General features: G+C 73.4%; 28 protein-coding genes and 1 pseudogene. 14 read left to right on the forward strand and 15 right to left on the reverse strand.

Annotated elements, in window-relative coordinates:
• The first annotated feature begins 36 nt into the window (after positions 1-36).
• Both Q6349_RS14925 and Q6349_RS14930 read left to right on the forward strand, forming a co-directional pair.
• Positions 37-1,374 carry an ABC transporter substrate-binding protein gene (locus tag Q6349_RS14925; protein ID WP_304604768.1) on the forward strand — a complete coding sequence of 446 codons (1,338 nt, stop codon included), beginning with the start codon at positions 37-39 and terminating at the stop codon, positions 1,372-1,374.
• Entirely contained in the window at positions 1,371-3,512 is a 2,142-nt protein-coding gene (locus Q6349_RS14930; protein WP_304604769.1) for an alpha-galactosidase, read from the forward strand. The genes Q6349_RS14925 and Q6349_RS14930 overlap by 4 nt, the downstream gene beginning before the upstream one ends.
• Positions 3,513-3,532: 20 nt before the next feature.
• Here Q6349_RS14930 and Q6349_RS14935 read toward each other — a convergent pair whose 3' ends face one another.
• Entirely contained in the window at positions 3,533-5,143 is a 1,611-nt protein-coding gene (locus Q6349_RS14935) for an Ig-like domain repeat protein (protein WP_304604770.1), read from the reverse strand.
• Positions 5,144-5,355: 212 nt separating this feature from the next.
• On the opposite strand from Q6349_RS14935, the gene Q6349_RS14940 reads away from it, so the two are divergent.
• Positions 5,356-6,324, forward strand: a complete 969-nt coding sequence (locus Q6349_RS14940; RefSeq protein ID WP_171246572.1) for an ATP-binding cassette domain-containing protein — start codon at positions 5,356-5,358, stop codon at positions 6,322-6,324.
• Positions 6,321-7,127 (forward strand): ABC transporter permease, encoded by an 807-nt coding sequence (locus tag Q6349_RS14945; RefSeq protein WP_304604771.1) that lies wholly within the window; start codon positions 6,321-6,323, stop codon positions 7,125-7,127. Before Q6349_RS14940 ends, Q6349_RS14945 begins: the two co-directional genes overlap by 4 nt.
• 9 nt (positions 7,128-7,136) lie before the next feature.
• Here the strand turns inward: Q6349_RS14945 and rpmF are convergent, their stop codons facing one another.
• Genes rpmF through rpmB form a run of 6 tightly spaced genes read right to left on the reverse strand, consistent with a single transcriptional unit; the run spans position 7,137 to position 8,423 of the window.
• Positions 7,137-7,292 (reverse strand): 50S ribosomal protein L32, encoded by a 156-nt coding sequence (gene rpmF, locus Q6349_RS14950; protein ID WP_304604772.1) that lies wholly within the window; start codon positions 7,290-7,292, stop codon positions 7,137-7,139.
• Positions 7,293-7,302: 10 nt separating this feature from the next.
• The gene (ykgO, locus tag Q6349_RS14955) at positions 7,303-7,425 is read right to left on the reverse strand and encodes a type B 50S ribosomal protein L36 (protein WP_304604773.1); all 123 of its coding nucleotides are present in this window, start codon (positions 7,423-7,425) and stop codon (positions 7,303-7,305) included.
• Positions 7,422-7,703: a type B 50S ribosomal protein L31 gene (locus Q6349_RS14960; RefSeq protein WP_304604774.1), complete on the reverse strand. Its 282-nt coding sequence runs from the start codon at positions 7,701-7,703 to the stop codon at positions 7,422-7,424. The genes ykgO and Q6349_RS14960 overlap by 4 nt, the downstream gene beginning before the upstream one ends.
• Before the next feature lie 11 nt (positions 7,704-7,714).
• Positions 7,715-8,020, reverse strand: coding sequence for a 30S ribosomal protein S14 (gene rpsN / locus Q6349_RS14965; RefSeq protein ID WP_304604775.1), 306 nt, complete (start codon positions 8,018-8,020; stop codon positions 7,715-7,717).
• Positions 8,020-8,187, reverse strand: coding sequence for a 50S ribosomal protein L33 (gene rpmG, locus Q6349_RS14970; protein WP_304604776.1), 168 nt, complete (start codon positions 8,185-8,187; stop codon positions 8,020-8,022). Before rpmG ends, rpsN begins: the two co-directional genes overlap by 1 nt.
• Positions 8,187-8,423, reverse strand: coding sequence for a 50S ribosomal protein L28 (gene rpmB, locus Q6349_RS14975; RefSeq protein WP_304604777.1), 237 nt, complete (start codon positions 8,421-8,423; stop codon positions 8,187-8,189). The genes rpmG and rpmB overlap by 1 nt, the downstream gene beginning before the upstream one ends.
• A 99-nt stretch (positions 8,424-8,522) precedes the next feature.
• On the opposite strand from rpmB, the gene Q6349_RS14980 reads away from it, so the two are divergent.
• A complete protein-coding gene (locus Q6349_RS14980; RefSeq protein WP_304604778.1) occupies positions 8,523-9,662 on the forward strand; it encodes a GTP-binding protein in 1,140 nt (379 codons plus the stop codon).
• Positions 9,663-9,669: 7 nt separating this feature from the next.
• Here Q6349_RS14980 and Q6349_RS14985 read toward each other — a convergent pair whose 3' ends face one another.
• Both Q6349_RS14985 and Q6349_RS14990 read right to left on the reverse strand, forming a co-directional pair.
• Positions 9,670-10,293 (reverse strand): response regulator, encoded by a 624-nt coding sequence (locus Q6349_RS14985; protein ID WP_304604779.1) that lies wholly within the window; start codon positions 10,291-10,293, stop codon positions 9,670-9,672.
• Positions 10,290-11,504: a sensor histidine kinase gene (locus Q6349_RS14990; protein WP_304604780.1), complete on the reverse strand. Its 1,215-nt coding sequence runs from the start codon at positions 11,502-11,504 to the stop codon at positions 10,290-10,292. Before Q6349_RS14990 ends, Q6349_RS14985 begins: the two co-directional genes overlap by 4 nt.
• Before the next feature lie 153 nt (positions 11,505-11,657).
• On the opposite strand from Q6349_RS14990, the gene Q6349_RS14995 reads away from it, so the two are divergent.
• Together Q6349_RS14995 and Q6349_RS15000 are read left to right on the forward strand one after the other, a co-directional pair.
• Positions 11,658-12,746 carry an ABC transporter permease gene (locus Q6349_RS14995; protein ID WP_304604781.1) on the forward strand — a complete coding sequence of 363 codons (1,089 nt, stop codon included), beginning with the start codon at positions 11,658-11,660 and terminating at the stop codon, positions 12,744-12,746.
• Between the two features lie 21 nt (positions 12,747-12,767).
• Complete coding sequence (locus Q6349_RS15000; RefSeq protein WP_304604782.1) at positions 12,768-13,502, forward strand: ABC transporter ATP-binding protein; 735 nt, start codon at positions 12,768-12,770, stop codon at positions 13,500-13,502.
• Here the strand turns inward: Q6349_RS15000 and Q6349_RS15005 are convergent.
• Together Q6349_RS15005 and Q6349_RS15010 are read right to left on the reverse strand one after the other, a co-directional pair.
• Complete coding sequence (locus Q6349_RS15005) at positions 13,483-14,487, reverse strand: adenosine deaminase (protein WP_304604783.1); 1,005 nt, start codon at positions 14,485-14,487, stop codon at positions 13,483-13,485. The genes Q6349_RS15000 and Q6349_RS15005 overlap by 20 nt on opposite strands.
• 43 nt (positions 14,488-14,530) lie before the next feature.
• Entirely contained in the window at positions 14,531-14,836 is a 306-nt protein-coding gene (locus tag Q6349_RS15010) for a DUF5808 domain-containing protein (protein ID WP_171246579.1), read from the reverse strand.
• A gap of 147 nt (positions 14,837-14,983) precedes the next feature.
• On the opposite strand from Q6349_RS15010, the gene Q6349_RS15015 reads away from it, so the two are divergent.
• Positions 14,984-16,327, forward strand: coding sequence for a phosphoribosyltransferase family protein (locus Q6349_RS15015; RefSeq protein ID WP_171246580.1), 1,344 nt, complete (start codon positions 14,984-14,986; stop codon positions 16,325-16,327).
• 45 nt (positions 16,328-16,372) lie between these two features.
• Positions 16,373-16,846: a nitroreductase/quinone reductase family protein gene (locus tag Q6349_RS15020; RefSeq protein ID WP_304604784.1), complete on the forward strand. Its 474-nt coding sequence runs from the start codon at positions 16,373-16,375 to the stop codon at positions 16,844-16,846.
• Between the two features lie 4 nt (positions 16,847-16,850).
• On the opposite strand, the gene Q6349_RS15025 is transcribed toward Q6349_RS15020, so the two are convergent.
• Positions 16,851-18,203, reverse strand: coding sequence for a DUF2252 domain-containing protein (locus Q6349_RS15025; RefSeq protein WP_304604785.1), 1,353 nt, complete (start codon positions 18,201-18,203; stop codon positions 16,851-16,853).
• A 131-nt stretch (positions 18,204-18,334) separates the two neighbouring features.
• Here Q6349_RS15025 and Q6349_RS15030 point away from each other — a divergent pair, with 131 nt between their 5' ends.
• Positions 18,335-18,895, forward strand: a complete 561-nt coding sequence (locus tag Q6349_RS15030; protein ID WP_304604786.1) for a type 1 glutamine amidotransferase domain-containing protein — start codon at positions 18,335-18,337, stop codon at positions 18,893-18,895.
• Positions 18,896-18,960: 65 nt separating this feature from the next.
• Here Q6349_RS15030 and Q6349_RS15035 read toward each other — a convergent pair whose 3' ends face one another.
• From Q6349_RS15035 to Q6349_RS15045, 3 genes are all read right to left on the reverse strand, one after another.
• Entirely contained in the window at positions 18,961-19,407 is a 447-nt protein-coding gene (locus Q6349_RS15035) for an ATP-binding protein (RefSeq protein ID WP_171246584.1), read from the reverse strand.
• 59 nt (positions 19,408-19,466) lie between these two features.
• Positions 19,467-19,838 carry an STAS domain-containing protein gene (locus Q6349_RS15040; RefSeq protein ID WP_304604787.1) on the reverse strand — a complete coding sequence of 124 codons (372 nt, stop codon included), beginning with the start codon at positions 19,836-19,838 and terminating at the stop codon, positions 19,467-19,469.
• Between the two features lie 146 nt (positions 19,839-19,984).
• The gene (locus Q6349_RS15045) at positions 19,985-21,367 is read right to left on the reverse strand and encodes an MDR family MFS transporter (protein ID WP_370375366.1); all 1,383 of its coding nucleotides are present in this window, start codon (positions 21,365-21,367) and stop codon (positions 19,985-19,987) included.
• A gap of 136 nt (positions 21,368-21,503) precedes the next feature.
• Between Q6349_RS15045 and Q6349_RS15050 the strand changes: the two genes are divergently transcribed.
• The 4 genes and pseudogenes from Q6349_RS15050 to Q6349_RS15065 all read left to right on the forward strand — a co-directional run.
• The gene (locus tag Q6349_RS15050; RefSeq protein ID WP_304604789.1) at positions 21,504-22,376 is read left to right on the forward strand and encodes an SDR family oxidoreductase; all 873 of its coding nucleotides are present in this window, start codon (positions 21,504-21,506) and stop codon (positions 22,374-22,376) included.
• A gap of 62 nt (positions 22,377-22,438) precedes the next feature.
• Positions 22,439-22,822, forward strand: coding sequence for a hypothetical protein (locus Q6349_RS15055; RefSeq protein ID WP_304604790.1), 384 nt, complete (start codon positions 22,439-22,441; stop codon positions 22,820-22,822).
• Positions 22,823-23,025: 203 nt separating this feature from the next.
• Positions 23,026-23,979, forward strand: a complete 954-nt coding sequence (locus tag Q6349_RS15060; protein WP_304604791.1) for a sugar phosphate isomerase/epimerase — start codon at positions 23,026-23,028, stop codon at positions 23,977-23,979.
• A gap of 64 nt (positions 23,980-24,043) precedes the next feature.
• Positions 24,044-24,118 (forward strand): annotated as a pseudogene (locus Q6349_RS15065) (2-deoxyribose-5-phosphate aldolase); the annotation flags it as partial.

The raw sequence follows: 24,118 nt of genomic DNA on the forward strand, positions 1-24,118 counted from the left end.
GACCTGCACCACCCACCCCGTTCAAGGAGGAACACCATGTCCCGTCGACACCTGGTCCGCGCGAGCGCGGCCACCGTCGCCGCCACCGCGATGCTCGCCGCCTGCTCCGGCGGCAGCGGAGACACCACCGACGGCGGCGACGAGGCCGCCGCCTGCGAACCGACGGACGGTCAGGTCGAGCTGACCTACACCGGGTGGGTCCCCGGCATGGAGAGCGCCGTCGAGATCTGGAACGAGAACAACCCCGACATCCAGGTCACCTACAACTCCGGTCCGGCGGGCAACGCCGGCACCTACCAGGACTTCTTCAACCAGCTCGAGGCGGACGAGGCGCCCGACCTCGGCCAGATCGAGTTCGACACGCTGCCGAACTTCCGGGTGCAGGACGGCCTGGTCGACATCGGCGCCTGCGAGGGCGTCCTCGACGCCGGCGACCAGTTCGTGGACTGGACCTGGCAGCAGGTCACGTTCGGCGAGGAGGGGTCGGTCTACGCGATCCCGCAGGACACCGGCCCGATGGCGATGTTCTACCGCGCCGACCTGTTCGAGGAGGCCGGTATCGAGGTGCCGACCACCTGGGACGAGTACGCCGAGGCCGCGCAGGCCATCCGGGACGAGGGCTCCTACATCACCCACTTCCCGCGCACCGACGTCAACTGGTTCGCCGGCCTCGTGTGGCAGAACGACGGTCAGTGGTTCAGCAACGACGGCGACGCCTGGACGGTCGACCTGACCGGCCCGGAGTCCACCGAGGTCGCCGAGTACTGGCAGGGCCTCATCGACGACGACCTGGTCAAGGACACGGCCGGGTTCTCCGACGAGTGGAACAACGAGCTCAACACCGGTGAGCTGTGGACCTGGGTCAGCGCCGTGTGGGGCAGCAACTCGATCTCGTCCGGTGCCCCCGACACCGCCGGCGACTGGGCCGTGGCGCCGATGCCGCAGTGGGAGCCCGGCGCGAACGCGGCGGGCAACTGGGGCGGTTCGACCGTCGCCGTCCTGCAGGGCAGCGAGCACCCGTACGAGGCCGCGCAGTTCGCGCTGTGGCTCAACACCTCCGAGGAGGCGCTGACCACGCTCAACCAGGAGGGCGGTCTCTACCCCGCGACGACGGCCGGTCTTGAGCTGCCGGCGCTGCAGGAAGGTCTCGAGTTCTACGGCGGCCAGGCGATCTTCGACGTCTTCGCCGAGGCGGCCGCGGGCACGGACCCGAACTTCACCTGGGGTCCGACCATGGCGCAGACGTACAACGACGTGGCCGACGGGTTCGGTGCCGCCCTCGGCGGGTCGGGCACCCTGACCGACGCGCTGGAGTCGGGTCAGGAGGCCACGATCCAGACGCTGCAGTCGCAGTCCATCCCGGTGGCGGAGTGACCTCCTCCACCCCCGGGGTGCACCACCTGCGTGCCGCGGGCTCGAGCCTCGTGCTCGACGCCCGCGGCACGCGGGTGCCCGTCGTCGTCCACTGGGGCACCGACCTCGGCGCGCTCGACGACGCGGCGCTGGAGGCGTTCGCCGACGCCCAGGTGCCGGCCGTCACGGCGAGCGCCGTCGGCGCCCCGCTGCGGACGACGCTCGTGCCCACGTCCTCGGACGGCTGGCAGGGCTCACCCGGTCTGTCGGGCTGGCGGCCCGGGGAGTCGGGGTCGGCCGCCCGGCACCCGCACCTGCGGCACACCGGGACGACGGCGACCCCGTCGTCGCTGCAGGTCGGCCTGAGCGACGAGAAGGCCGGGATCGAGGTCGTGGTCACCCTCGGCCTCGACGAGCACGGCGTCCTGGAGTCCACGACGTCACTCACCAACACCGGGCGCGACGACTACGTGCTGGACCACCTCGCGTCCTCCCTCCCGCTGCCCGACCGGGCGGACGAGGTGCTCGACCTCACCGGACGCTGGTCCGGCGAGCGGCGACCGCAACGCGCCCCGCTGCGCGAGGGAACCTGGTTCCGCGGCGCGCGGCACGGTCGCCCCGGGCACGACGCACCGACCGTGACGGTGGTCGGCACGGCGGGGTTCGGCTTCCGCACCGGGGAGGTCTGGGCCGTCCACCACGCGTGGTCCGGGGACAGCGCGCTCCGCGTCGAACGCCTGCCCAGCGCCCGCACCGTCGTCGGCGCCGGGGAGCTGTGGGGTCCCGGGGACGTCGTCGTCGCCGCCGGGGAGACGTACACGTCCCCGCGCACCCTCGCGTGCTGGTCCGACCAGGGCCTCGACGGCGTCTCGGCACGGTTCCACGACTGGGTGCGGGCGAGGCCGGGCCGGGTACGCAGCCCGCGGCCCGTCACGCTCAACACCTGGGAGGCCGTCTACTTCGACCACGACCTCGGGCGGCTGCGGGAGCTGGCCGACCTCGCCGCCGTCACCGGCGTCGAGCGGTTCGTGCTCGACGACGGCTGGTTCCGCGGCCGCCGGGACGAGCGCCGGGGCCTCGGCGACTGGACCGTGGACGAGGACGTCTGGCCCGCCGGCCTGCACCCGCTCGTCGACCACGTGCGGGGCCTGGGCATGGGGTTCGGGCTGTGGATCGAGCCGGAGATGGTCAACGCCGACTCCGACCTCGCGCGCGAGCACCCCGACTGGGTCCTGCGGGGCACGACCCACCGTGACCCGATCCCGTGGCGGTTCCAGCAGGTGCTCGATCTCGCGAACCCGGACGCCTGGACCCACGTGCGGGACGCCCTCGTGGCGCTCCTGGAGGAGTACCCGATCGAGTTCCTCAAGTGGGACCAGAACCGGGACGTGCTCGACGCGCCCTCCCGGCCCCAGGTGCTGGCGACGCGCCGGCTCATGGACGAGCTCCGCGCCCGCTTCCCCGGCCTGGAGATCGAGTCGTGCTCCTCCGGCGGCGGCCGGGTCGACCTCGACGTGCTGGACCGCGCCGACCGGGTGTGGGCCTCGGACACGAACGACGCCCTGGAACGCCAGGCCGTGCAGCGCTGGACCGGTCTGCTCGTGCCGCCCGAGCTGGTGGGCTCCCACGTCGGGGCCGACCGGGCGCACACGACGGGCCGGGTGCACGACCTCGAGCTGCGCCTCGTGACCGCGCTGTTCGGGCACTCCGGGCTGGAGACGGACCTGACGCGCCTCGACGGGGACGACCTCGCGGCGATCACCCGCTGGACGGCGCTCGTGCGCGAGCTGCGGCCGCTCGTGGCCGGCGGACGCACCGTCCGGGCGGACCGGCCGGACGAGGACACGTGGGTGCACGGCGTGGTGTCCCCCGACGCCGCGGAGGCGGCCTTCGCGGTGGTCACCCGGTGGTCCTCGGGCCCGGCGGTGCCCGCACCGCTCGTCCTGCCCGGTCTCGACCCCGCCACCACCTACCGGTTGGAACGGGTCGAGCTGACCGGTCCCCCGCTGGCGGTCGGCGAGACGCTGCCGCCGTGGTGGGTCGCCGGGTCGGTCACCCTGCCCGGATCGGTGCTGGGCAGCACCGGCCTGCCGCTGCCGCCGCTGGCACCCGAGCAGGCCGTGCTGCTGCGCGTGCACGCGGTCGCGTCGTCCCTCTGACGCCGTGCCGGGGGGTCGTGTCAGGACACGGTGAAGTACAGCGGCACCTTGACCGACCTCTTCTTCGTCGCGGTGCCGACGTAGACGACCTTCAGGTAGTGGTGCCCCGGTTCGACCGACGCGGGCAGCGAGACCGTGCGCGAGCCGTCGTGCTTCTTCCTCAGCCGCACCGTCTTGACCGTCACGCCGTCCACCTTGAGCTTGACCTTGCCCGTTAGGGCGACGTTCGACGGCGAGCTCAGGCGGAACCGGACCTTGACCTGCTGGGGACGGTGGACGGTCGTGTCGAGGATGCTCGCCCGCAGCTTCGTCCTGGCCTTGTACACCCGCACGGTGCGGTACCGCACCGTCTTCTCGTAGACGGTGTCACCGGTGTAGACGACCCGGAGCGTCGTGCGTCCGACCGGGAGCTTCTTGCCCCAGATCCGCACGACGACCTCGCCCGAGTCGTCGAGAGTCCCGGTCCCGACGCGCGTCGTTCCGCGGTACACCTTCACCGTGCCCGTCGGGACGGCGTCGGGCCAGTAGTTGTCGGCGCTGTGGACGGCGACACGGAGCTTGTGCGGACGGCCCCACTGGAAGGTCCGGGCCGTGGCGCGCTCCACGCCGATCACCGCCGGGTTCCGCACGACCTCCAGGTCCAGGGTGGCGCTGGCGTCCTCGACGAACGGCGAACCCGTCAGCCTCGCCGTGAGCGTACGGCGGCCGGGGGGCACGTCGTCGGCCGCGAGGGTGAAGACGGTGGCGCCGAGACCCATGCCGGCGATGTCCTGGGTCTGCAGCAGCCGGTCCCCGTCGTACAGGGACATCGTCCCGTCGATCGGCCAGGAGAAGTCCATGAAGGCGGCCACCTCCCACGTCCCCCCGGCGGTGTTCATGACTCCTTGCTGGACGTCGTTGGACCAGATGTGCAGCGGCAGCCGGGCCTTGCCGACGGTGAGCGTCCCGGTGGCCCGCGTGATCTGGACGTCGCCGGCGCTGTAGTAGGTCACCTCGTAGGCGTGCGTGCCGGGGACCTCCGCCGGCACGTGGACGACGCCCGTGCCCCCCGAGACGGCAGCGTCCCGCGGACGCATCCCCGGGTCGTCCCAGGTCACCACCGCGCGTCCGTCCGGCTGGTCGGGGTCGTCGACCAGCAGGTCGGGCGGCGTCGCGACGTCGACCGTGAAAGGCACGACGTCGCCGTAGGCGGCCTGCTGCGGGGCGTCCACGGCCATGACCCCCGGTACGTCGCCCTCCACGACGTCCAGGGTCCCGGTCCACTCCGAGGGCCGATAGGTGGAGTCGCCCACGAACCGGACACTGACCTCGTGCGGTCCGGGCAACGACGGCGGAGGATCGACGACCAGCTCGGAGGAGGGCCAGCGCGTCCGCAGGACCATGTCGCCGTCCACCAGCACCGCGACCGGGCCGCCGATGGAGCGACCGCCCTCGTCGGTGACCCGCACGTCGAGCACGAATCCCCCGCCCGGCCTCCAGACGAAGTTGGTGTCCTGCTCGACGACCACCACCGAGGCCTCGCGTTCGTCGTCAGCCGCGGAGGCCGGGACGACGAGCATCGTGAGCAGACCGAGGGCAATGGCGACCGCCATCGCCACGGTGCGGGTCAGGGCGGTGAAACCGCTGGTCATCGGAGTGATCTCCCGTCACCGTCGTCGATGTCCGGGACAGTACAGTGATCCGCCGCGCCCGTCCAGGACATGTTCAGGCTCCGGTCAACCAGCGGTCAGGCGGGCAGTCCAACGCTCCCGCGCCCTGACCACGGGACGCTCGTCGGCGCCCGTTCGAGAAGCGGATCGTGTGATCACTCAGCACACTGAGTGCAGCCGCCCCGAGGAGCCCCATGAGCGAGACCGCGATCGTCACGCGCGCCATCGAACGACGTTTCGGCGACAACGTCGCCGTCGCCGGCGTCGACCTGACCGTCCACGAGGGCGAGATGTACGGGTTCCTGGGGCCGAACGGCGCCGGGAAGTCGACGCTCACCCGCCTGCTGTGCACCCTGCTGGCGCCGACCGGCGGCACGGCGACGGTTGCGGGCCACGACGTCGTGCACGAGCCCACCGCGGTCAGGCTGCGCATCGGCGTCGCGCTCCAGGAGGCGGCGCTCGACGACAAGCAGACCGGCGTCGAGATGCTCCGCCTGCAGGGCCGCTTCTACGGGCTCACCGCCCGGGAGACCACCCGTCGCGTGGCCGAGCTCCGCGAACTCATCGACATCGGCGACGCGCTGGACGACCGGGTGGGCACGTACTCCGGCGGCATGAAGCGCCGGCTCGACCTCGCGCTCGCCCTCATCCACAACCCGCGGATCCTCTTCCTGGACGAGCCCACCACCGGACTCGACCCCATCAGTCGCGCCACGGTCTGGGCCGAGGTGCGCCGCCTCAACCGTGAGCTCGGGGTCACCGTGTTCCTCACGACCCAGTACCTCGAGGAGGCGGACGCGCTCGCCGACCGGGTCGGCATCATCAACCGCGGCGAGCTGGTCGCCGAGGGCACCCCGGGCGAGCTCAAGCGTTCCATCGGCACCGACGTCCTGGTGGTGGAGGTCGGCGACCAGGTCGAGAACGCCCGCACGACGCTCCGGACGCTCGACGCCGGCACCGGCATCGGTGGCGTCGAGACGGACGGCACCTCCCTCATGGTCTCGGTGGACGACGGCGCACGCGCCGTCAGCCCCGTGGCCCTCGCGCTCGACCGTGCGGGCATCACCGTCCAGCAGCTCGCGCTGCGTCACCCGACACTCGACGACGTCTTCTTCCGGGTGACCGGTCACCGCATCCAGGACGACGAAGGAGAGGCCCCATGAGCACCGACACCGCCGTGCGCGACGATCCGGTCTCGGCCCGACCCGCCGGGTTCTGGCGTGACCTGCTGTCCGTCGCGATCCGCGCGCTCCGGCAGATCCCCCGGGAGCCGGAGGCGATCATCCCCGCCCTGGTCATCCCGCTGTTCTTCTTCGTGGTCAACGTCGGCGCGCTCGGCGACGTCGCGACGTTCACCGGCGTCGACGACTTCAAGGCCTTCCAGATCCCCGTGGCGATCATCTTCGCCGTGACGGGCGTGTCGCGGGCCAGCGCCCTGGTCACCGACATCACCGGCGGCTACTTCGACCGGCTGCTCGTCACGCCCATGCACCGCACCTCGCTCCTGCTGGGCCTGATGGTCGCCGACCTCGCGCTGGTCGTCGCCCTGTCGGTGCCGGTGCTCGTCCTCGGCTTCGCCCTCGGCGTCCAGTTCGCCACCGGTGCCGCGGGCGTCCTGGTGTTCCCGCTCCTCGCCGGCCTGTGGGGGCTGGCCTTCACCGGGTTCCCCTACGCCATCGCGCTGCGCACGGGGAACCCGGCGGCGGTGAACTCCAGCTTCCTGCTGTTCTTCCCGTTCGCGTTCCTCACCACCACGTTCCTGCCGCTGGACGCCCTGACCGGGTGGCTGGCGACCATCGCCCAGTTCAACCCCGTGACGTATCTCCTCGCCGCGCTGCGGTCGCTCATCATGGAGGGCTGGGACGCGACCGCGCTCTGGCAGGGCCTCGCGGCGATCGCCGTCGTCGGCGTCCTGAGCTTCGTGCTGGCGTTCCGCGCGCTGCAGGGCCGCACCGCCCGCACGTGACGGGCGCCGTCACATCCCCTGGCGGACGGCGCGGGCCAGCCGCGGCGGGACCTGCACCGTCCGCCCGCCGACGTCGACCGGCACCAGGGCGGGTGCGGTCGCCTTCCACCGTGCCCGGCGGCTGCGGGTGCGCGACCGGGACATCTTGCGCTTCGGCACGGCCATGGTGTCCTCCTCAGCCCTGGCGGGCCTTGAACTTCGGGTTGAGCCTGTTGATGACGTAGGTGCGCCCCCGGCGGCGCACGACCTTGGATCCCGGCTGGCTCTTCAGGGACCGCAGGGAGGAACGGACCTTCATCGTGCGTCCGCCTTTCCGTAGCGTCGGCGGAACTTCTCGACCCGGCCGGCGGTGTCGACCACGCGGGCGCTGCCGGTCCAGAACGGGTGGCTCGCGCTGGAGATCTCGACGTCGATCACCGGGTAGGTGTGGCCGTCGCTCCACTCGATCGTCGCGATGGGCCGGCCCGGACCGGAGGGGGTGTCGCCGGCGAGCGTGGACCGGGTCAGGAACGCGAACCCGGCACCCGCGTCGCGGAAGACGACGGGACCGTAGGTGGGGTGGATGTCCTTCTTCATGAGTGGTCCTCTCACCAGCTCGACGTGGTGACGCCGGGCAGCTCACCGCGGTGCGCCATCTGGCGCAGGCGGATGCGGGAGAGCCCGAACGTGCGGTGGTAGGCGCGCGGGCGCCCGTCGACGACGTCGCGGTTGCGCAGCCGGGTGGCACTGGCGTCGCGGGGCTGACGCTGCAGCTCCATGACGGCGACGGCGCGCTCCTCGGGCGTGGACGACGGCGAGGCGATGACGCGCCGGAGCTCGGCGCGGCGCTCGGCGTACTTCTCGACCGTGGCGCGGCGGCGTGCGTCCGCGGCGATCTTGGACTTCTTGGCCATCAGCGGGTCTCCTTGAACTCGACGTGGCGGCGGACGACGGGGTCGTACTTGCGCAGCACGAGCCGGTCGGGGGTGGTGCGGCGGTTCTTGCGGGTCACGTAGGTGAACCCGGTGTCGGCCGTCGAGCGCAGCTTGACGATGGGGCGCAGGTCGGTGCGGGAGGCCATCAGATCTTCTCCCCTCGGGCGAGGATGTCGGCGACGACCGCGTCGATGCCGCGGCGGTCGATGGTCTTGATGCCCCGGGCGCTGACCCGGAGCCGGACGTTGCGGCCCAGGCTGGGCACCCAGTAGCGCCTGGTCTGGATGTTCGGGTCGAACCGTCGCTTCGTCCGCACGTGGGAGTGCGAGACGGAGCGCCCGAAGCCTGGCGAGGTGCCGAGCACCTGGCAGTGCGCGGACATGAGGTCTCCTCTCGTGAAGAGGCCGCGGGCTGGACAGCGGCGCGGCGTGGGCTACAGTGAACCACTGTTGATAATGATTCTCAATCTAGAAAGATTCCCATGCCGGACCTCCACACCTCGCTCAGCGTCCTGGTCGGCGTCGACCCCGTGCTGCGGGACAGCGCCCTGACCGGGCTCGCCGTCGACGCCCCGAGCACCGTCACGGTCAAGCACGACCTGCTGGTCGCCGAGAGCGCCCTGCGTCGCGTCGTGGTGGACGTGACGGGCGTCGTCGAGGACGAGACGCTCCCCCTGGAGCACGCCTGCGTCTCGTGCTGCGTGCGCCAGGACGCGGTTCCCACGATCGCCCGGCTGGCCGCGACCGGCCGCTGGACCGACGTCGTGCTCGCCCTGCCCGTGACGGCCGAGCCGCTCCCGGTCACCCGCGGTCTGGCGGCGATGTGCGAGCCCGGCGGCGAGCTCGAGAACCTGCGCCTGGCCAGCAGCGGCGTCGTCGTCGACCTCACCACCGCCGAGGACGACCTGCTCGGCGACGACTGGTGCGCCGAGCGCGGCCTGGGCCTGACCGGCGACGACGAGCGCGGCGTCGGCGAGGCGCTGGCCACCCAGCTCGAGCAGGCCGACGTCGTGGTCACCACCGGCACCGACTCCACCGGCTCGGGGCTCGTCGACCGCCTGCGCAGCACCGACTCACGGCGGGTCGACGGGCTGCACGCCCTGGCCGTCGACCAGCTCGCGGCGTTCCGGCACCGCACCGAGACCGCCGAGCGCCGCGCTCACCCCCTGGGCGCCCGCGGCGCGCTCGCCCCCGGTGGCGGCACGACCAGCGGCACCGACGTCGACCGGAGCTGGAGCCTCGAGCTCACCTCGTCCCATCCGTTCCACCCCGAGCGGCTCCTGGCCCAGGTCGAGGAGCTCGGCACCGGACGCCTGCGCTCGCGCGGCGCCTTCTCCGTGGCCAACCGACCCGACTCGCTGTGCCTGTGGGACGGCGCGGGCGGCCAGCTGTGCATCGAGGACCTCGGCACGTGGGACGAGGTCGCGGCGGGCGCCGCCCCGCACACGCGGATCGTCGTGGTCGGCGCCGGCACCGTGGACGAGGGCGAGGCCCTGCGCGCGCGGCTGACCGCGGCGTTCCAGGCGGCTCTTGCCACGTCCGACGAGATCGCCGACGGCGGGCTCGCGTGGCTGGGCAGCGAGGACGCGCTGGCGCCCTGGCTGGGTCAGCGCGCGGCGTAGTGCGGGGTCAGGGCAGCAGGCCACGCTCGCGCGCCACGGCGACCGCCTCGGTGCGCGAACGCGTCCCCAGCTTGGTGTTCACGTGCGTCAGGTGCGTCTTGACGGTCGCGACCGACACGACCAGCTCGCGGGCGACCGCTTCGTTGGACCGTCCGGCCGCGACCAGCGCCAGCACCTCGAGCTCCCGTGAGCTCAACGCCTCGAAGGGCTGCCTGACCCGGCCCAGCAGCCGGCGCTGCACCGCGGGGTCCAGGACGGTCCGGCCCGCGGCGGCCGCCCGGACCGCCCCCGCGAGCTCCTCCGTGGGGGCGTCCTTGAGCAGGTACCCCGTCGCGCCGGCCTCCACGGCGGACAGGATCTCGGCGTCCGACCCGTAGGTCGTCACCACCAGCACCGGGACGGCGTACCGGTCCACGACCGTGCGCGTCGCCTCGGCCCCGGTCAGCCGGTCCGGGCCGAACCGCAGGTCGAGCAGGACGACGTCGGCCGTGCCGCCGTCGGCCAGCCATGCCAGCAGCTCCTCGGCGGTCGCGACCTCGTGCACGACGCGCAGGTCCCCGGTGGACTCGACGACGGCGCGCAGGCCGGCCCTGACCACCGGATGGTCGTCGGCGATGACCAGGTCGATCACGGCGCGGCCTCCTCGGCGAGAGGCACCGCGACCGCGAGCGCCGTCCCGCTGCCCGGGGTGCTGTCGACCACCAGGGTGCCGCCGAGCTCCGCCGCCCGCGACCTCATGGCGGCGAGCCCGAACCCGTCGGTCGCCCCCGGGTCGAACCCGCACCCGTCGTCGACGACGTCGAGCACCACGGCGTCCTCGGTGAAGCGCAGCACGACGCCGGCCTGCGTGGCGCGGGCGTGCCGGACCACGTTCGCCAGCGCCGACTGCGCGACCCGCAGCAGCGCGGTCTCCACCGCGAGGGGCAGCGGCCGTGGTGCGCCGCTCGACTCCACGGTCACCGTCAGGGCGCCGGCGTGTCCCGCGGCCTCGTCGGCCGTGGCGGTCGAGCGCTCGGCCACGCGCCGCAGCGCCGCGAGCAGGGTGCCGCCGTCGAGGTCCACGGGGGTCAGGTCGCGCACGAACCGTCGGGCCTCGGCGACACTGCTCGCGGCGGCCTCGCGGGACCGGGCCACGAGCGCCCGTGCCCGGGCGTCGTCGGTCCCGATGGCCTCGTCGGCGGTGCGCAGCAGCAGCTCGATCGCGGACAACGACTGCGCCAGCGTGTCGTGGATGTCGCGGGCGAGCCGTTCCCGCTCCGCCGCGACGGCGGACTCCCGCTCGGCCCGGGCGAGGTGGCGGCGGGCGCGGGTGAGCTCGTCCAGGGCGCGCTGACGCGCCTGGGACTCGCGGACGATCGCCTCGAGGCCCAGCACGACGCCGGCCGCGACGGCGGCACCCAGCACGGGACCGAGCACGAACCCGAGCCACGGCCCCTCGGCGCGCGCCAGGCCGGCACCGACGGCCACGACGGTCGTCGCCGCCACCGCGGGCAGCCCGCGGCGCGGCCCCAGGACGTGCATCTGGAGCAGCAGCAGCGGGAAGGCTGTCCACAACGCCTCCGGGGACAGGGCCAGCAGCACGGCCCACACGACCGTCAGGGCGGTCACCCAGGCGGCGTCCGGCCACCAGCGTCCGCGGGGGGCGTCCACGGGCCGGTCGTGCACCCGCACCACGCGTCGTCCGGCCGCGTACAGCCCCAGCAGCACCAGGGCGACGACCGCGGTCGCCGCGCGCTGCCCCGCCGGCGCCCGGACGACCGTCACGACGGTGAGCACGACCAGGAGCACGTCGAGGCCCACCAGGAGCCCGCGTGCCGCCGTGTGCTGCGGGCGACCGTCCATCCGTCCCACGCTAGCCCGCCCGCCGCGCCGCACATCGTCCGAACGGTTGATCCCGGGATCGACCGTGCGGCGCGACAGGACCGCACCCCGGGGCGATGGCACGCCTCGCCGCGCCGACGACGCTGGGGACATCCCTCGTCGAAAGGACCCGCCGTGTTCGTCGCCCTGCGCGACCTGCGTCATGCCCGGGGGCGGTTCGCCCTCATGACCGCCGTCATCGTGCTCGTCACCTTCCTGGTCACCTTCCTCGCCTCCCTGACCGCCGGCCTCGCCCGCGAGTCCACCTCAGCGGTGACCGACCTGCCCGCCGACCACCTGGCGTTCGCCATGCCGGGGCCGGACGACGCCCCGGCCTTCACCGCCTCGCAGGTCACGGCCGACCAGTGGCGACGCTGGCGAGAGGTCCCGGGGGTGGACGCCGCCGAACCCCTCGGGGTCGCGACGACCCGCGCCGGGTCGGCGGCCGGCACCGCCTCGGTCACGGCGTTCGGGGTCCCGGCCGGCTCGCACCTGCTGCCCGCCGGTTCCCCGGACCTCATCACCGGCGGCGTCCTGCTCTCCCCCGCGGCCGCCACCGAGCTCGACGCCGCTCCCGGCGACACCGTGACCGTCGGGGGGACCGCCCTGGAGGTCGTGGGCACCACGGACGTCGAGGCGTCCTTCGCCCACACCCCGGTGGTGTGGACGACCCTCGCGGACTGGCAGGCCGTCGGCGCCCGCGGCACCGGGTCCGCCGACGACCCGGTGGCGACCGTCGTCGCGCTGACCACGAGCGACGACGGAGCGGCCCGGGGCGACACCGCCGTCGGCACGACCACCGTGACGACCGCCCAGGCACGATCGGCCGTGGCCTCCTACGCCGGCGAGAACACGTCGCTGACGACGATGCAGGGGTTCCTGGTCGCGATCTCGGCCCTGGTGGTGGGTGCCTTCTTCAGCGTGTGGACCATCAGCCGGTCGGCCGACGTCGCCGTGCTCAAGGCGCTCGGCGCCACGACCCGATACCTGCTGCGGGACGCGCTCGGCCAGGCGGCCGTGGTGCTCGCCGTGGGAGTCGGGCTCGGGACCCTGCTCACGGCCGTGGGCGGCCGTCTGCTGCCCGCGACGGTCCCCGTGCTGGTGGACACCACCACGACCGTGCTGCCCGCCGCCGGGCTCGTGCTCCTCGGCCTGGCCGGGGCCGCCGTCTCCGTCGCCCGCATCACCCGCATCGACCCGCACGCCGCGCTGGCCGCGCACTGAATACCCCGCAAGGAGAGACCCGTGGACCTGCACCTGGACCGCATCACCCTCGTCTACCCGGACGGGGCCTCGACGCTCACCGCCGTCGACGACGTCTCGCTCACCGTGCCGGGCGGCACCACGACCGCGCTGCTCGGACCGTCCGGGTCGGGCAAGTCGAGCCTGCTGGCGGTCGCGGCCGGCCTGACACCGCCCACCTCGGGCCGGGTCCGTCTCGGGGAGGAGGTCGCGCTCACCCCGACGACCTCCGTGGCCGAGGCGACGCGGTGGCGCCGCGACCACCTCGGCGTCGTCTTCCAGGCACCGCGGTTGCTGGACTCCCTGACGGCCCTGGAACAGCTCGAGCTGCACGCCCACCTGCGCGGCCGACGGCCCGCCACGGTGCGCCGTCGAGCCCTGGAGCTGCTGGACGCCGTCGGGGTGGCCGACCGTGCGCACCACCGGCCGGCGCAGCTCTCGGGCGGCCAGCGGCAGCGCGTCGCGATCGCCCGCGCGCTGGTCGGGGACCCCGCGGTCCTGCTCGTCGACGAGCCGACCTCGGCCCTCGACCACGACCGCGGCGTGCGGGTGGTCGAGCTGATCACGTCCCTGGCGCGCGAGACCGGCGCGGCGACGCTCCTCGTCTCGCACGACGCCTCGACGCTGGAACCGGTGGACGCCACCGCCCGGCTGGTCGACGCCCGCCTCGCGGGCCGGACCCGGCCGCAGCGGACCGAGGCACCCGGAGGCCGGTGCGTCAGCGCTCCTGCCGGCTGATCTCGGCCAGCAGGGCAGCACGCCGGTCGGCGGGGAGCACGGCGGCCCGGATCGAGTTCTCCGCCAGCCGTGCCCGCTGCCCCGCCGTCATGCCGAGCGACGTCGTCAGGGCCGCGAGGTTGTCGTCCAGGTATCCGCCGAAGTAGGCCGGGTCGTCGGAGTTGACGGACACGTTGAGCCCGCGGCCCAGCATCGCCAGGACCGGGTGGTCCTCCAGCCGGTCGACGGCCCGCAGCGCCACGTTCGACAGCGGGCAGACGGTCAGCGGGACCTGCTCGTCGACGAGCCGCTGGACCAGCGCGTCGTCCTCCAGGGCGCGGATGCCGTGATCGATCCGGTCCACACCGAGCACGTCCAGGGCCTCGACGACGTACTGCGGCGGCCCCTCCTCGCCGGCGTGGGCGATGAGGTGCAGGCCCTCGGCGCGCGCCCGGTCGTAGAGCCGGGCGAAGTTCGACGGCGGGTGGCCGGCCTCGGCCGAGTCCAGCCCGATGCCGACGATCGGCGCGTGCAGGCCGAGGAGGTGGTGGAGCACGTCGAGCGCCTCGGACTCGGGGCGGTCGCGCAGGAACGCCGCGAAGAGCGCGGTCGAGACGCCGTGGTCGCGTTCGCTCGTCGACAGCGCCTCGTCGACACCCTCCAGGACGGCCTCGAGCGGCACGCCGCGGACGAGGTGCGCCTGCGGGTCGATCATCACCTCGGCGTGCCGCACCCCGGCACGCGCGGCACGCGCCAGGTAGGCGGTCGTCATGTCCGCGAAGTCCTGCGGGGTGCGCAGCACGGCCATGTTCGCGTAGTACAGGTCGAGGAAGGACTGCAGGTCGCTGAACGCGTACGCGCGGCGCAGGTCCTCGACGTCCGCGAACGGCAGCTCCACGGCGTTCCGCGCGGCCAGCTCCAGGACCAGCTCGGGTTCGAGCGTGCCCTCGAGATGCAGGTGCAGCTCGGCGAAGGGCAGGGCGGCGGGACCGGGGACGGTGCTCACGCCGTCCACCCTGGCACGATCGTCCTGCCGCCGCCGGGACGGCTCAGCCGGCGACGCGCTCCTTGACCAGCGCGACCACGCGGCCGACGTTCACGGTCCAGCCCACGCCGAAGACCTGCGGTCCCAGGACGTGCTCGGCCTCGGGGTCCCAGAGGCGCTCCTTGGCGCGCGAGATCGTCGGCATCCGGAACTCGTACGGCACGAACCCGACCTTGCCGTGCCACTCACGGTCCTCGGGGTCCTTGCGCAGCTCCTTGGTGACGGCCGCGACGGCGATCGCGAGCATCACCACCTTGTAGAACTTCTTGATCCCGCCGGACTTCTTCTTGCCGCTCTTCTCGGTGTCCATCGCGACCTCCGCTCGTCGGTTCCGCCTCCATCCTGCCGCGCCCGGGTCGGCCAGGCCAGGGGACGGCGCACGTCGGGCCCGAGTCCCCGGCCGATTCGGGACCAACGGCCCTTCTGCCGACCCGTCCGCGGCGCGCATCGTGGTGGCATGCCCTTCACCGACCGCACCCAGGCCGGGCAGCGTCTCGCCGAGGAGCTGGCCGGGCTGCGCGACGAGGACGTCGTCGTCCTCGGCCTCCCCCGGGGCGGGGTCCCCGTGGCGTTCGAGGTCGCCGTCGCGCTGGACGCACCGCTCGACGTCATCGTCGTGCGCAAGCTGGGCGTCCCCTACCAGCCCGAGCTGGCGATGGGTGCGGTCGGTGAAGGGGACGCCCGGGTGGTGGACGACCAGGTCGTCAGCCGCGCCCAGGTCACGGCCGAGGAGCTCGCCGGCGCCGAGGCCACCGAACGCGCGGAGCTGGACCGGCGCGTGCACAGGATCCGCCGCCAGCACCCGCTCGTGCCCCTCGCGGGCCGCACGGCCCTCGTCGTGGACGACGGGGTCGCGACCGGGTCGACGGCGCGCACCGCGTGCCTCATCGCCCGGGACCGGGGAGCGGCCCGCGTCGTGGTGGCCGTGCCCGTGGGTGCCGCGCCGGCACTGGAAGCACTGCAGGAGGTAGCCGATGACGTGGTCTACGTCGAGAGCCCCCGCGCGTTCCGCGCCGTGGGCGAGTGGTACGCGGACTTCCGCCAGGTCGACGACGAGCAGGTCATGGCGCTGCTCGAGCGTGCGACGCACGCGGCCCGGCCCGCCGAGCCCCCGAGCGTGGACCCGCCACCACCACGGGACGAGGACGTCGAGATCCGGGCTGGTGCGCTGATGCTCAACGGACATCTCACCGTGCCGCAGGACCCGGTCGGGCTGGTGGTGTTCGCCCACGGCAGCGGCAGCAGCCGGCACAGCCCGCGCAACCGGCGTGTCGCCCAGGTCCTCAACGAGGCGGGACTGGGCACGCTCATCTTCGACCTGCTCACCGCCCGCGAGGAGTGGGAGCGTCCGATGGTGTTCGACATCCGACGCATGGCCGGGCGGCTGGTCGACGCCACCTGGTGGCTGCGCACCACCCAGGGCTGGGACGACTTCCCCATCGGGTACTTCGGGGCGAGCACCGGTGCGGCCGCGGCGCTGCGGGCCGCCGCCCAGCTCGGCCACGACATCTCCGCCGTCGTCTCCCGCGGAGGCCGTCCGGACCTGGCCGCGGACTGGTTGCACGAGGTCCGCGCCCCCACCCTGCTGGTGGTCGGCGGCGAGGACTCCTGCGTGCTGGACCTCAACCGCCGCGCCCAGCGACGGCTGCGGTGCGAGAACGACCTGGCGGTCGTTCCCGGGGCCACGCACCTGTTCGAGGAGCCGGGCACGCTGGACCGCGCGGCCGAGCTCGCCCGGGACTGGTTCCTCGGGCACATGCCTCAGAGCACCGCCACGTCGCAGGCGGTGCTGCACACCTGAGCAGCCGTGCCGCTACGGTGGAGGTCGTCGACCTCCGGAGGACCGATGACCTTCAGCCACTCCACGGGCACCCGCGGAGCGCGCAAGCCGGGCCGCGTCGTGCGGTGGTTCAACGGGCTGGCCCTGCGCCGGATCCGTCGCCGCGGCGGTCCCGTGCTGGGGATGCGGCTGCTGGCGCTGACCACCGTCGGGCGCCGGAGCGGAGCGGCCCGCACCACCCCGCTGGCCTACTTCCACGGCGGCCCGGACCGGTGGTACGTCGTCGCGTCGGCCAACGGCGCGGCCACGAACCCGGCCTGGTACCTCAACCTCGCCGCCCGGCCCGACGAGGTCGAGATCGTCGTGGACGGCGAGACCGTCCCCGTCCGGGCACGGGAGCTGCACGGCGACGAACGCGCGCAGGTGTGGGGACGCATCACCACGACGTCGCCCCAGTTCGCGAAGTACGAGCGCGCCACGGACCGGCACATCCCCGTCATCGAGCTCACCCGGCGCGACGGGGACGCACCGTCGACCTGACGCGTCACCCGTCGGCGACGCTCCGGCGGAACCGGTCGTGGTCGGCCTGGTTCTGCTCGGCGTACGCGACCGCGAAGTCGGCCAGGGCATCGGCGAACGTCCTGCCCGAGCCGAGGTAGCCGGCGATCGTCACCGCGTCGCCGGAGCGGGCGTGGGCGTGGGCGAGGGTCCGCCCGCACAGCTCGACATAGGCGCCCAGCCGGTCCGTGTCCATCGCCGCGACGTCCGCGGACCCCTTCATGTCGTGGAACTGCCGCCAGTAGTAGTGCCGGCCCACCGAGGTGTCGGACCACCCGAGGAACACGTCGGGGCTGGCCTGCACCAGGCGACGGCCCTCGACCACGCGCCGGCCGGCGTGCGGGTCGGGACGCGTCGGCACGTAGGCCTGCAGCACCGAGTCCGCGGCCTCCTTGACCTGCAGGAACAGGGGTTCGCCGTGGTCGCGCCCGGTGAGCAGCACGACCCAGCACCGCGTCCCGACGCTGCCCACACCGACGACCTTGAGCGCCACGTCCACGACGGAGAACCGCTGCAGCAGGTACCGACGGTCGGGCGGCAGCGACTCGACGTAGCCGGCGAAGGTCTCCGCCACCCGGGTGTGCATCTCCTCGGCGTCCAGGTGCTCCGTCAGGTCGCGCAGGGGCACCAGCAGCGGCGGCTGGCTGCGGATCCGGAGCCGTCCGTCGACGGTCTCGGCGAGCTTGCCCAGCGCCCTGACCGAGTCCCTCCCCCGGGCCTTGGCCATCCCCTTGTCGAACACCTTGCGGTCGGCCTTCGAGGGCAGTGCGCGGCGCACGTCGGCGAGGGACACCTGCTCGTACCAGATCCGCAGCGCGGGCAGATCAGCGAACCGGGACATCGCCCGGGCGTACGTCCGGACCGCACCCCGCGCCGCCCGGCCGCCGACGGTGTCGGACCACCCGTTGTCCCGAGCAGCCACGACGACGCTCGCCGCCAGCCGCTTGACGTCCCACTCCCAGGGTCCGGGCACCGTCTCGTCGAAGTCGTTGAGGTCGAACACCTGGCGCCGCTCCGCCGAGGCGAAGGTACCGAAGTTGGCCAGGTGCGCGTCGCCGCAGAGCTGCACGGGCACGCCGATCGTCGGCGTCGGGGCCAGATCCATCGCCATGACCGCCGCGGAGCCGCGGAAGAAGGCGAAGGCCGACTCCGCCATGCGGGCCCTCCTGACCGGCACCAGCCACGGCAGACGGTCGGCGTCCTGCGCCGCCAGCACCTCGACCGGGTCCGTCCGGTCCGCCGGCGGGGCCCAGCGGCCGTGCGCCGACCGCGGCACGTCCTGGCGCGCACCCCTGCCCGCCTCCGCCCGTGCCTCTGCTTCCGCCGTCCTCGTCGCCATCGTCGTCGACCTCCGACCGGGTGTCGGATCCATCGTAAGGACGGCGCCGCCGCGCGGCGCGGGCAGCCCGACCGGCAGGATCCGCCGCGGGCCCATACCGTGGGGCTCCCGAACGACGAGAGGAGCGAACCATGGCGACCGATCTCACCGACCTCACCGTCCTGGCGATCGTGACGAACTACGGAGTCGAGCAGGACGAGCTCGTCGTCCCGCTGGAGCACCTGCGCGAGCGCGGGGCCGTCGTGACGGTCGCGGCCGCGACCTCCGACGACGTCGCGACGCTCGTGGGCGACAAGGATCCCGGCCGCACGGTCACCCCGGACGTCACGCTCGACGACGTCGACCCGGCCGGGTTCGACCTGCTGCTCGTGCCGGGCGGCACCCTGAACGCCGACACCCTGCGGCTGCAGCCGTCGGCGGTCGAGATCGTCCGGTCCTTCACCCGCTCCGGACGCCCCGTCGCCGCCATCTGCCACGGCCCCTGGGTCCTCGTGGAGGCGGGGGTGACGACGGGCAAGACCGTCACCTCCTACCCGTCGCTCCAGACGGACCTGAGCAACGCCGGTGCCGCCTGGAAGGACGCGCCCGTGGTCGTGGACCCGGGCGAGGGGTGGACGCTCATCACGTCCCGGACCCCGGACGACCTGGACGACTTCCTCGAGGCCGTCGACGAGGTCCTGACCGGATCCTGACGCCCCGGCACGCCGCCGTCCGGGCCCCGTAGCGCGGGACCCGGACGGCGCTGCCGTGCGCGGCCTCAGGCCTCCGGGCTCGTCCTCCCGACGGTGGCCCACACGTGCTTCGACTGCTCGGTCGTGTACCAGCCCACGGCCAGCGAGAGACGGCGCGCGATCATCAGCCCGAGGCCGCCGTGACCGGGGTCGCGGTCCCCGGCGAGCCGTGGCGGCGTGGACAGGTCGTGGTCGGCGACGTCCAGCAGCCAGACCTGCCCGTCACCGAGCAGGCGCACCACCGTGGGCGGCAGGCCGTGGCGGACGGCGTTGGTCGCCAGCTCGGAGGCGATGAGCACGAGCTTCTCGGCCGTCGACTCCGCGGTCTCCGGCCCTCCCTCTCCCAGCCGCTCCTGCAGGCCGGCGCGCATGGCGGCGACCTCGTCGACCTCGGTCAGGATCCATCGCGCGATCTCGGCGAAGTCCTCCGGCGGCGCGGTGTTGGGTAGTTCGTCGTCCTGTCGAACGGTCACGGCGGTCGCTCCTCACGTGCTCGGGCATGGCAAACCGTCACGATCGACGGCATCGTCGGCTACCCGACGATGGGTGGTGGTTCGAACCGCGTACGGGGCGCACGTTCCGGGACCTCGGCCGGCGGGATCTCGTCGATCAGCTCGACCAGCTCCAGGGCCCCGCTCATCTCCAGCAGGTCGATCACGGCCTCGGGGGTCCCGACGAGCCGCGGGCGGGTCTCCATCGTCACGTCCATGAGGATCAGGTGCAGGCCCGAGGAGTCCATGAACGTCACCCGGGACAGGTCGACCGTCTTGGCGCGGCCGTCGAGCGTGGCGGCGAGCTGGTCCCGCACGCTGTGCGTGACGCTGAAGTCGATGTCGCCCCACATCACCCAGAGCGACCCCTGCCGCGCCACGCGGACGCCGCCGGACGCCTGTCGTGCCCCCATGCGTGCTGTCCCTTCTTCCTTCTGACGACGTCCCCGGCCCGGCCGCGCAGGACGCCACGTGCGGTCAACACCCGTGCCGGTGTCGGGAAGTCTTGCACGGAACTCGTCCTTTCTCAGGGCGAGCGTCGTCGGCCCGTCGCCGCCGGTCAGTCCACCGCACGCACGGCGGCCCGGCGGTCCCGTGCCGCCTGCCGGTCGGCCGGCAGGAAGAACGCCAGCAGGGCGATCACCCCGCCGCACACCGCCACGACGACGAACACGAGGTGGATCGCCGCCATGAGATCCGGTCCCGACGGCATGCCGTCCGGACCCGTCGTCGCCCGGGCGTTGACGATCGCCCCGCAGACGGCGACGCCGACGGCCGAGCCGAGGGAGCGGGCGAAGATGTTGATCCCGGTGACGGCACCCCGGATCGTGTGGTCCACGGACGACTGGGCGGCGATCAGGGTCGGCACCGCTGTCAGCCCCATCCCGATGCCGACGAGGAACGTGGTGCCCATCACGGCGACGAGCGGGGACGACTCGCCGAGCAGCAGGCTCGACGCCGTGCCGGCGACGACCAGCGTCGAGCCGATGATCGCCGTGAGCCGGAACCCGAGACGCAGGTAGAACCGGCCGGCGTTGGACGCCGACAGCGGCCACCCCACCATCATGGCCGCCAACGCGAACCCCGCCATGAGGGGCCCGAGACCGAGCACCCCCTGGGCGTAGATCGGCACGTAGGTGGCCAGGCCGAGGACGACCATGCCGACGACCAGCGAGATCGCCGTGGCCACCCCGATCACCCGCCGACGCAGCAGACCCAGGTCCAGGATCGGGTGCGCCACCCGGCGGACGTGCCCGACGAAGACGAGGAGCAGCGCGACGGCGAGCGCCAGCACGGTGACCGACGGGACCGAGACCCAGGCCCAGCTGGACCCGCCCTCGAGCAGACCGAGCAGGAGCAGGGCGCTCCCGCCGGCCAGCAGCACGGCACCACGGTGGTCGATCGGCTCCCGGTCACCGTCGAGCGGGGACTCGTGGTAACGCCGCACCAGCATCCAGGCGGCCAGGGCGCACAGCGGGATGTTGACCAGGAAGATCCAGCGCCAGGACACGAACTCCGTGAAGACGCCGCCGAGGGTCGGACCGACGACGGAGGAGATCGCCCACACCGAAGCCAGGTACCCCTGCACCCGGGCCCGCTCCTCCAGGGTGTAGATGTCGGCCGCGATGGTCTGGGACACGGGCATGACGGCCCCGGCGCCGAGACCCTGCAGGACGCGGCCGGCCACCATGGCGCCCATCGACCAGGCGGCCCCGCACAGCACGGACCCGAGGAAGAAGAACCCGACCCCGGCCAGGATGAGCCGCTTGCGGCCGACGATGTCCGAGAGCCGTCCGGCCAGCGGCGTGCTGACGGCCTGGGCGAGGAGGTAGGACGAGAAGAGCCACGGCACCTGCTCGAACGCCCCGAGCTCGTCGGCGATAGTGGCCGACGCCGTGGCGATGATCGTCGCGTCCAGGGCGACCAGGGCCGTGGACAGCATGAGGGACAGCAGGACCGGCCCGCGCTCGGAGCGCAGGCCCACGGACGTCGACGTCGGGGGCACGTCAAGCACAAGCCCCGGGCAAGCGTCGGGTATTCCGGGTGGCCGGTCCGCCCGCGGGACGTAGCGTGCTGCCATGTCGTCCGCACCGCCCCTGTCGGGTCGCACCGCCCTGGTCACCGGGGTCTCACGCCGGAAGGGCATCGGTGTCGCCGTCGCCCGCGAGCTCGCCGGCCTCGGCGCGCACGTGTTCACCCAGCACTACGCCCCGCACGACGCCGACCAGCCGTGGGGCGCGGACGACCTCGCCGCCGTCGACGGCGCCGTCCGGGCGGCGCTGCACGACGGCGCGCGCTCCGGGTCGGCGTCCGCGGACCTCCGGGACCCTGCGCAGGTCGAGTCGCTGTTCGACGCCGCGCGGGCGCTGACCGGCCGCGTCGACGTCCTGGTGTGCAACCACGCGCGCAGCGGCGGGGACGGCTCGATCCTGGACATGACGCCGGAGGCGCTCGACGCCCACTGGCAGACGAACACCCGCTCCACGCTGCTGCTCACCCGCCTGTTCGCCCGGCAGCGCCGCGAGGACGCACCCGCCCTGCGCCCCGGGGAGACGCTGCGGCGGACCGCACCCGCCGACCCGGCCGGCGCGCCCAAGGTCGTGTGGATGACGTCCGGCCAGGAGCAGGGACCGATGCCGGGCGAGGTCGCCTACGCCACCTCCAAGGCCGCCCTGGCCGGCATCACACCCACCGTCGCCGCCGAGCTGCTCGACCTCGGCATCGTCCTCAACACCGTCAACCCGGGTCCCGTGAACACGGGCTACCTCGACCCCGGCACCACCGACCGGCCGCTCGCCGAGCTCGAGGCGCTGCGCGCGGCGACGCCGTTCGGCCGCTGGGGCGAGCCCGCCGACCCGGCACGGCTCATCGGCTGGCTCGTGAGCCCCGCCGGGTCGTGGATGGTGGGGCAGGTGCTCACCAGCGACGGCGGGTTCAGCCTCCAGCGCTGACCGTCGTCGCCCCGGGACGGGGCCCGGCGGTGGCGGACGTCGCTGGGGACCGGGGAGGAGCCATGCGCACCACGACCCACGACGGCACCCTGCGCCGCCTCTCGACGCTCGCGACCCTGCTCGTGTCCACCGCCGGCGCGGCCCCCGCGTGGGCCGCGCCGGACGACGACCCGCCCGAGGTCCTCGACCTCGAGATCGTCGCCCCCCGATCCGGTCTCGGGTCGGCGGGACCGGACGACGTCGTCGTCCGGCTCTCCACCAGCGGCCCGTGGGCCACCGGGGGCGACGAGATCACCCTGCTCCTGACGCGGGACGACGAGACCGGCTCGCCCACCATCTGGTCCGACCTGACGGCCGGGACCTGCGAACCTCCCGGGGAGGTCAGCAGCCGCCCGCCGTGGGAACGGAAGTTCGGCAACCCCTGGGGCGGTTTCTCCCCGCACTGACCCGGTCCGCGGCCCCGACACCGTCGTCGGCTCGGTCGCCTACTTTTGATCGCACTCCGACTGAAGAGAGGTATTGCGCTCTTCGCTTTCGCTGATATCTTGCATAAGTACGGGGGCGGATATCGCCGGTCACCCGCCGGTACCCGCCCCCGATCCATGTGCCCGATGGTGGGCACGATCTCCTTCCGAGAGGAATCCCGACGATGCGACGTACTCTCCTCACCCGGGCCGCCACGGCCGTCGCGGCCGCAGGGCTGGCCCTCCCGGTGGCCGCAGCCGCTCCCGCCGCCGCCGACGCCCACCAGGGCGACCGGACCGCGGGCAGCTCGGCCCAGTGCTCGGGCCGCTCGGTACCGGCGAGCAAGATCTCGTTCCAGCTCTACAGCTACAGCGCCTGGCAGCAGGAGGTCGGGGTCGACGCCGTCCTCGGCGAGCTGGCCGACATCGGCTACAAGAACGTCGAGCCGTTCGGCGGGAGCTACGAGGGCCGCACGGCCGAGGAGTTCCGCGCGCTGCTCAAGGAGCACCAGCTCAAGGCACCCAGCTCCCACGGCGGCACCGACCCGGAGACGTTCGACGAGACCCTCGACTTCGCCAAGACCCTCGGCCAGAAGTACACGGGGTCGGGCGGCTGGTCCGGTCCCGGCGTCCCGTTCTTCGGCGGCTCGACGTCGTGGGAGAGCGCCATGGAGACCGCCGAGGCGATGAACGCCGCCGGCGAGCAGTCCGTGAAGGCGGGCACCGGCAAGCACTTCGGCCACAACCACTGGAACGAGTTCGTCCTCGAGGTCACCGACCCCGCCTCGGGCGAGACGATGAGCTGGTGGGAGGCCGTGGTCCGCAACACCGACCCGCGGTACGTCGCGTTCCAGGTCGACGTCTACTGGGCGACCGACGGCGGCGCCGACGTCGTCGAGCTGCTCGAGGAGTACGGCGACCGCATCGACCTGCTGCACATCAAGGACGGCGACCTGTCCGGCCCGACCCCGGCGTTCGGCACCCAGACCGTCGTCGGCGAGGGTGACATCGACTGGCCGTCGATCCTCGACGCGGCCCAGGGCAAGGTCAAGTACTACGTCATCGAGATGGACGGCGCCCCGACCGACGCGAGCTTCGCGCGGGAGAGCTTCGAGTACCTGACCTGCCTCGACTTCTGACGGGTCCCGCCTCGACCGTGACGACGGCGCGCGGCCCGGAACCGTCCCGACCGACCGTGCCGCGCTGGCCCGCTACGTCGACCACACGCTGCTGAAGCCCGAGGCGACGGCCGCCGACGTCTCCGCGCTGGTCACCGAG

This window comes from Isoptericola sp. 178 (genome assembly GCF_030586525.1).
GTDB classification, from domain to species: Bacteria; Actinomycetota; Actinomycetes; order Actinomycetales; family Cellulomonadaceae; genus Isoptericola; species Isoptericola sediminis.

Excerpts from the sequence above, each read along its gene's own strand:
- ykgO (WP_304604773.1), bottom strand. The coding sequence starts at position 7,425 with ATGAAGGTCCGTTCCTCCCTGCGGTCCCTGAAGAGCCAGCCGGGATCC.
- Q6349_RS15040 (WP_304604787.1), bottom strand. The coding sequence starts at position 19,838 with ATGGGGGCACGACAGGCGTCCGGCGGCGTCCGCGTGGCGCGGCAGGGG.
- Q6349_RS14990 (WP_304604780.1), bottom strand. The coding sequence starts at position 11,504 with ATGGACGGTCGCCCGCAGCACACGGCGGCACGCGGGCTCCTGGTGGGC.
- Q6349_RS14980 (WP_304604778.1), top strand. The coding sequence starts at position 8,523 with ATGCCGGACCTCCACACCTCGCTCAGCGTCCTGGTCGGCGTCGACCCC.
- Q6349_RS14925 (WP_304604768.1), top strand. The coding sequence starts at position 37 with ATGTCCCGTCGACACCTGGTCCGCGCGAGCGCGGCCACCGTCGCCGCC.
- Q6349_RS15025 (WP_304604785.1), bottom strand. The coding sequence starts at position 18,203 with ATGGCGACGAGGACGGCGGAAGCAGAGGCACGGGCGGAGGCGGGCAGG.
- Q6349_RS14945 (WP_304604771.1), top strand. The coding sequence starts at position 6,321 with ATGAGCACCGACACCGCCGTGCGCGACGATCCGGTCTCGGCCCGACCC.
- Q6349_RS14960 (WP_304604774.1), bottom strand. The coding sequence starts at position 7,703 with ATGAAGAAGGACATCCACCCCACCTACGGTCCCGTCGTCTTCCGCGAC.
- Q6349_RS15055 (WP_304604790.1), top strand. The coding sequence starts at position 22,439 with ATGCGCACCACGACCCACGACGGCACCCTGCGCCGCCTCTCGACGCTC.
- Q6349_RS15030 (WP_304604786.1), top strand. The coding sequence starts at position 18,335 with ATGGCGACCGATCTCACCGACCTCACCGTCCTGGCGATCGTGACGAAC.
- Q6349_RS14935 (WP_304604770.1), bottom strand. The coding sequence starts at position 5,143 with ATGACCAGCGGTTTCACCGCCCTGACCCGCACCGTGGCGATGGCGGTC.
- Q6349_RS15060 (WP_304604791.1), top strand. The coding sequence starts at position 23,026 with ATGCGACGTACTCTCCTCACCCGGGCCGCCACGGCCGTCGCGGCCGCA.
- rpsN (WP_304604775.1), bottom strand. The coding sequence starts at position 8,020 with ATGGCCAAGAAGTCCAAGATCGCCGCGGACGCACGCCGCCGCGCCACG.
- rpmB (WP_304604777.1), bottom strand. The coding sequence starts at position 8,423 with ATGTCCGCGCACTGCCAGGTGCTCGGCACCTCGCCAGGCTTCGGGCGC.
- Q6349_RS15050 (WP_304604789.1), top strand. The coding sequence starts at position 21,504 with ATGTCGTCCGCACCGCCCCTGTCGGGTCGCACCGCCCTGGTCACCGGG.
- Q6349_RS15010 (WP_171246579.1), bottom strand. The coding sequence starts at position 14,836 with ATGGACACCGAGAAGAGCGGCAAGAAGAAGTCCGGCGGGATCAAGAAG.
- Q6349_RS15020 (WP_304604784.1), top strand. The coding sequence starts at position 16,373 with ATGACCTTCAGCCACTCCACGGGCACCCGCGGAGCGCGCAAGCCGGGC.
- Q6349_RS14940 (WP_171246572.1), top strand. The coding sequence starts at position 5,356 with ATGAGCGAGACCGCGATCGTCACGCGCGCCATCGAACGACGTTTCGGC.
- rpmF (WP_304604772.1), bottom strand. The coding sequence starts at position 7,292 with ATGGCCGTGCCGAAGCGCAAGATGTCCCGGTCGCGCACCCGCAGCCGC.
- Q6349_RS15015 (WP_171246580.1), top strand. The coding sequence starts at position 14,984 with ATGCCCTTCACCGACCGCACCCAGGCCGGGCAGCGTCTCGCCGAGGAG.
- rpmG (WP_304604776.1), bottom strand. The coding sequence starts at position 8,187 with ATGGCCTCCCGCACCGACCTGCGCCCCATCGTCAAGCTGCGCTCGACG.
- Q6349_RS15045 (WP_370375366.1), bottom strand. The coding sequence starts at position 21,367 with ATGCTGTCCACGGCCCTGGTCGCCCTGGACGCGACGATCATCGCCACG.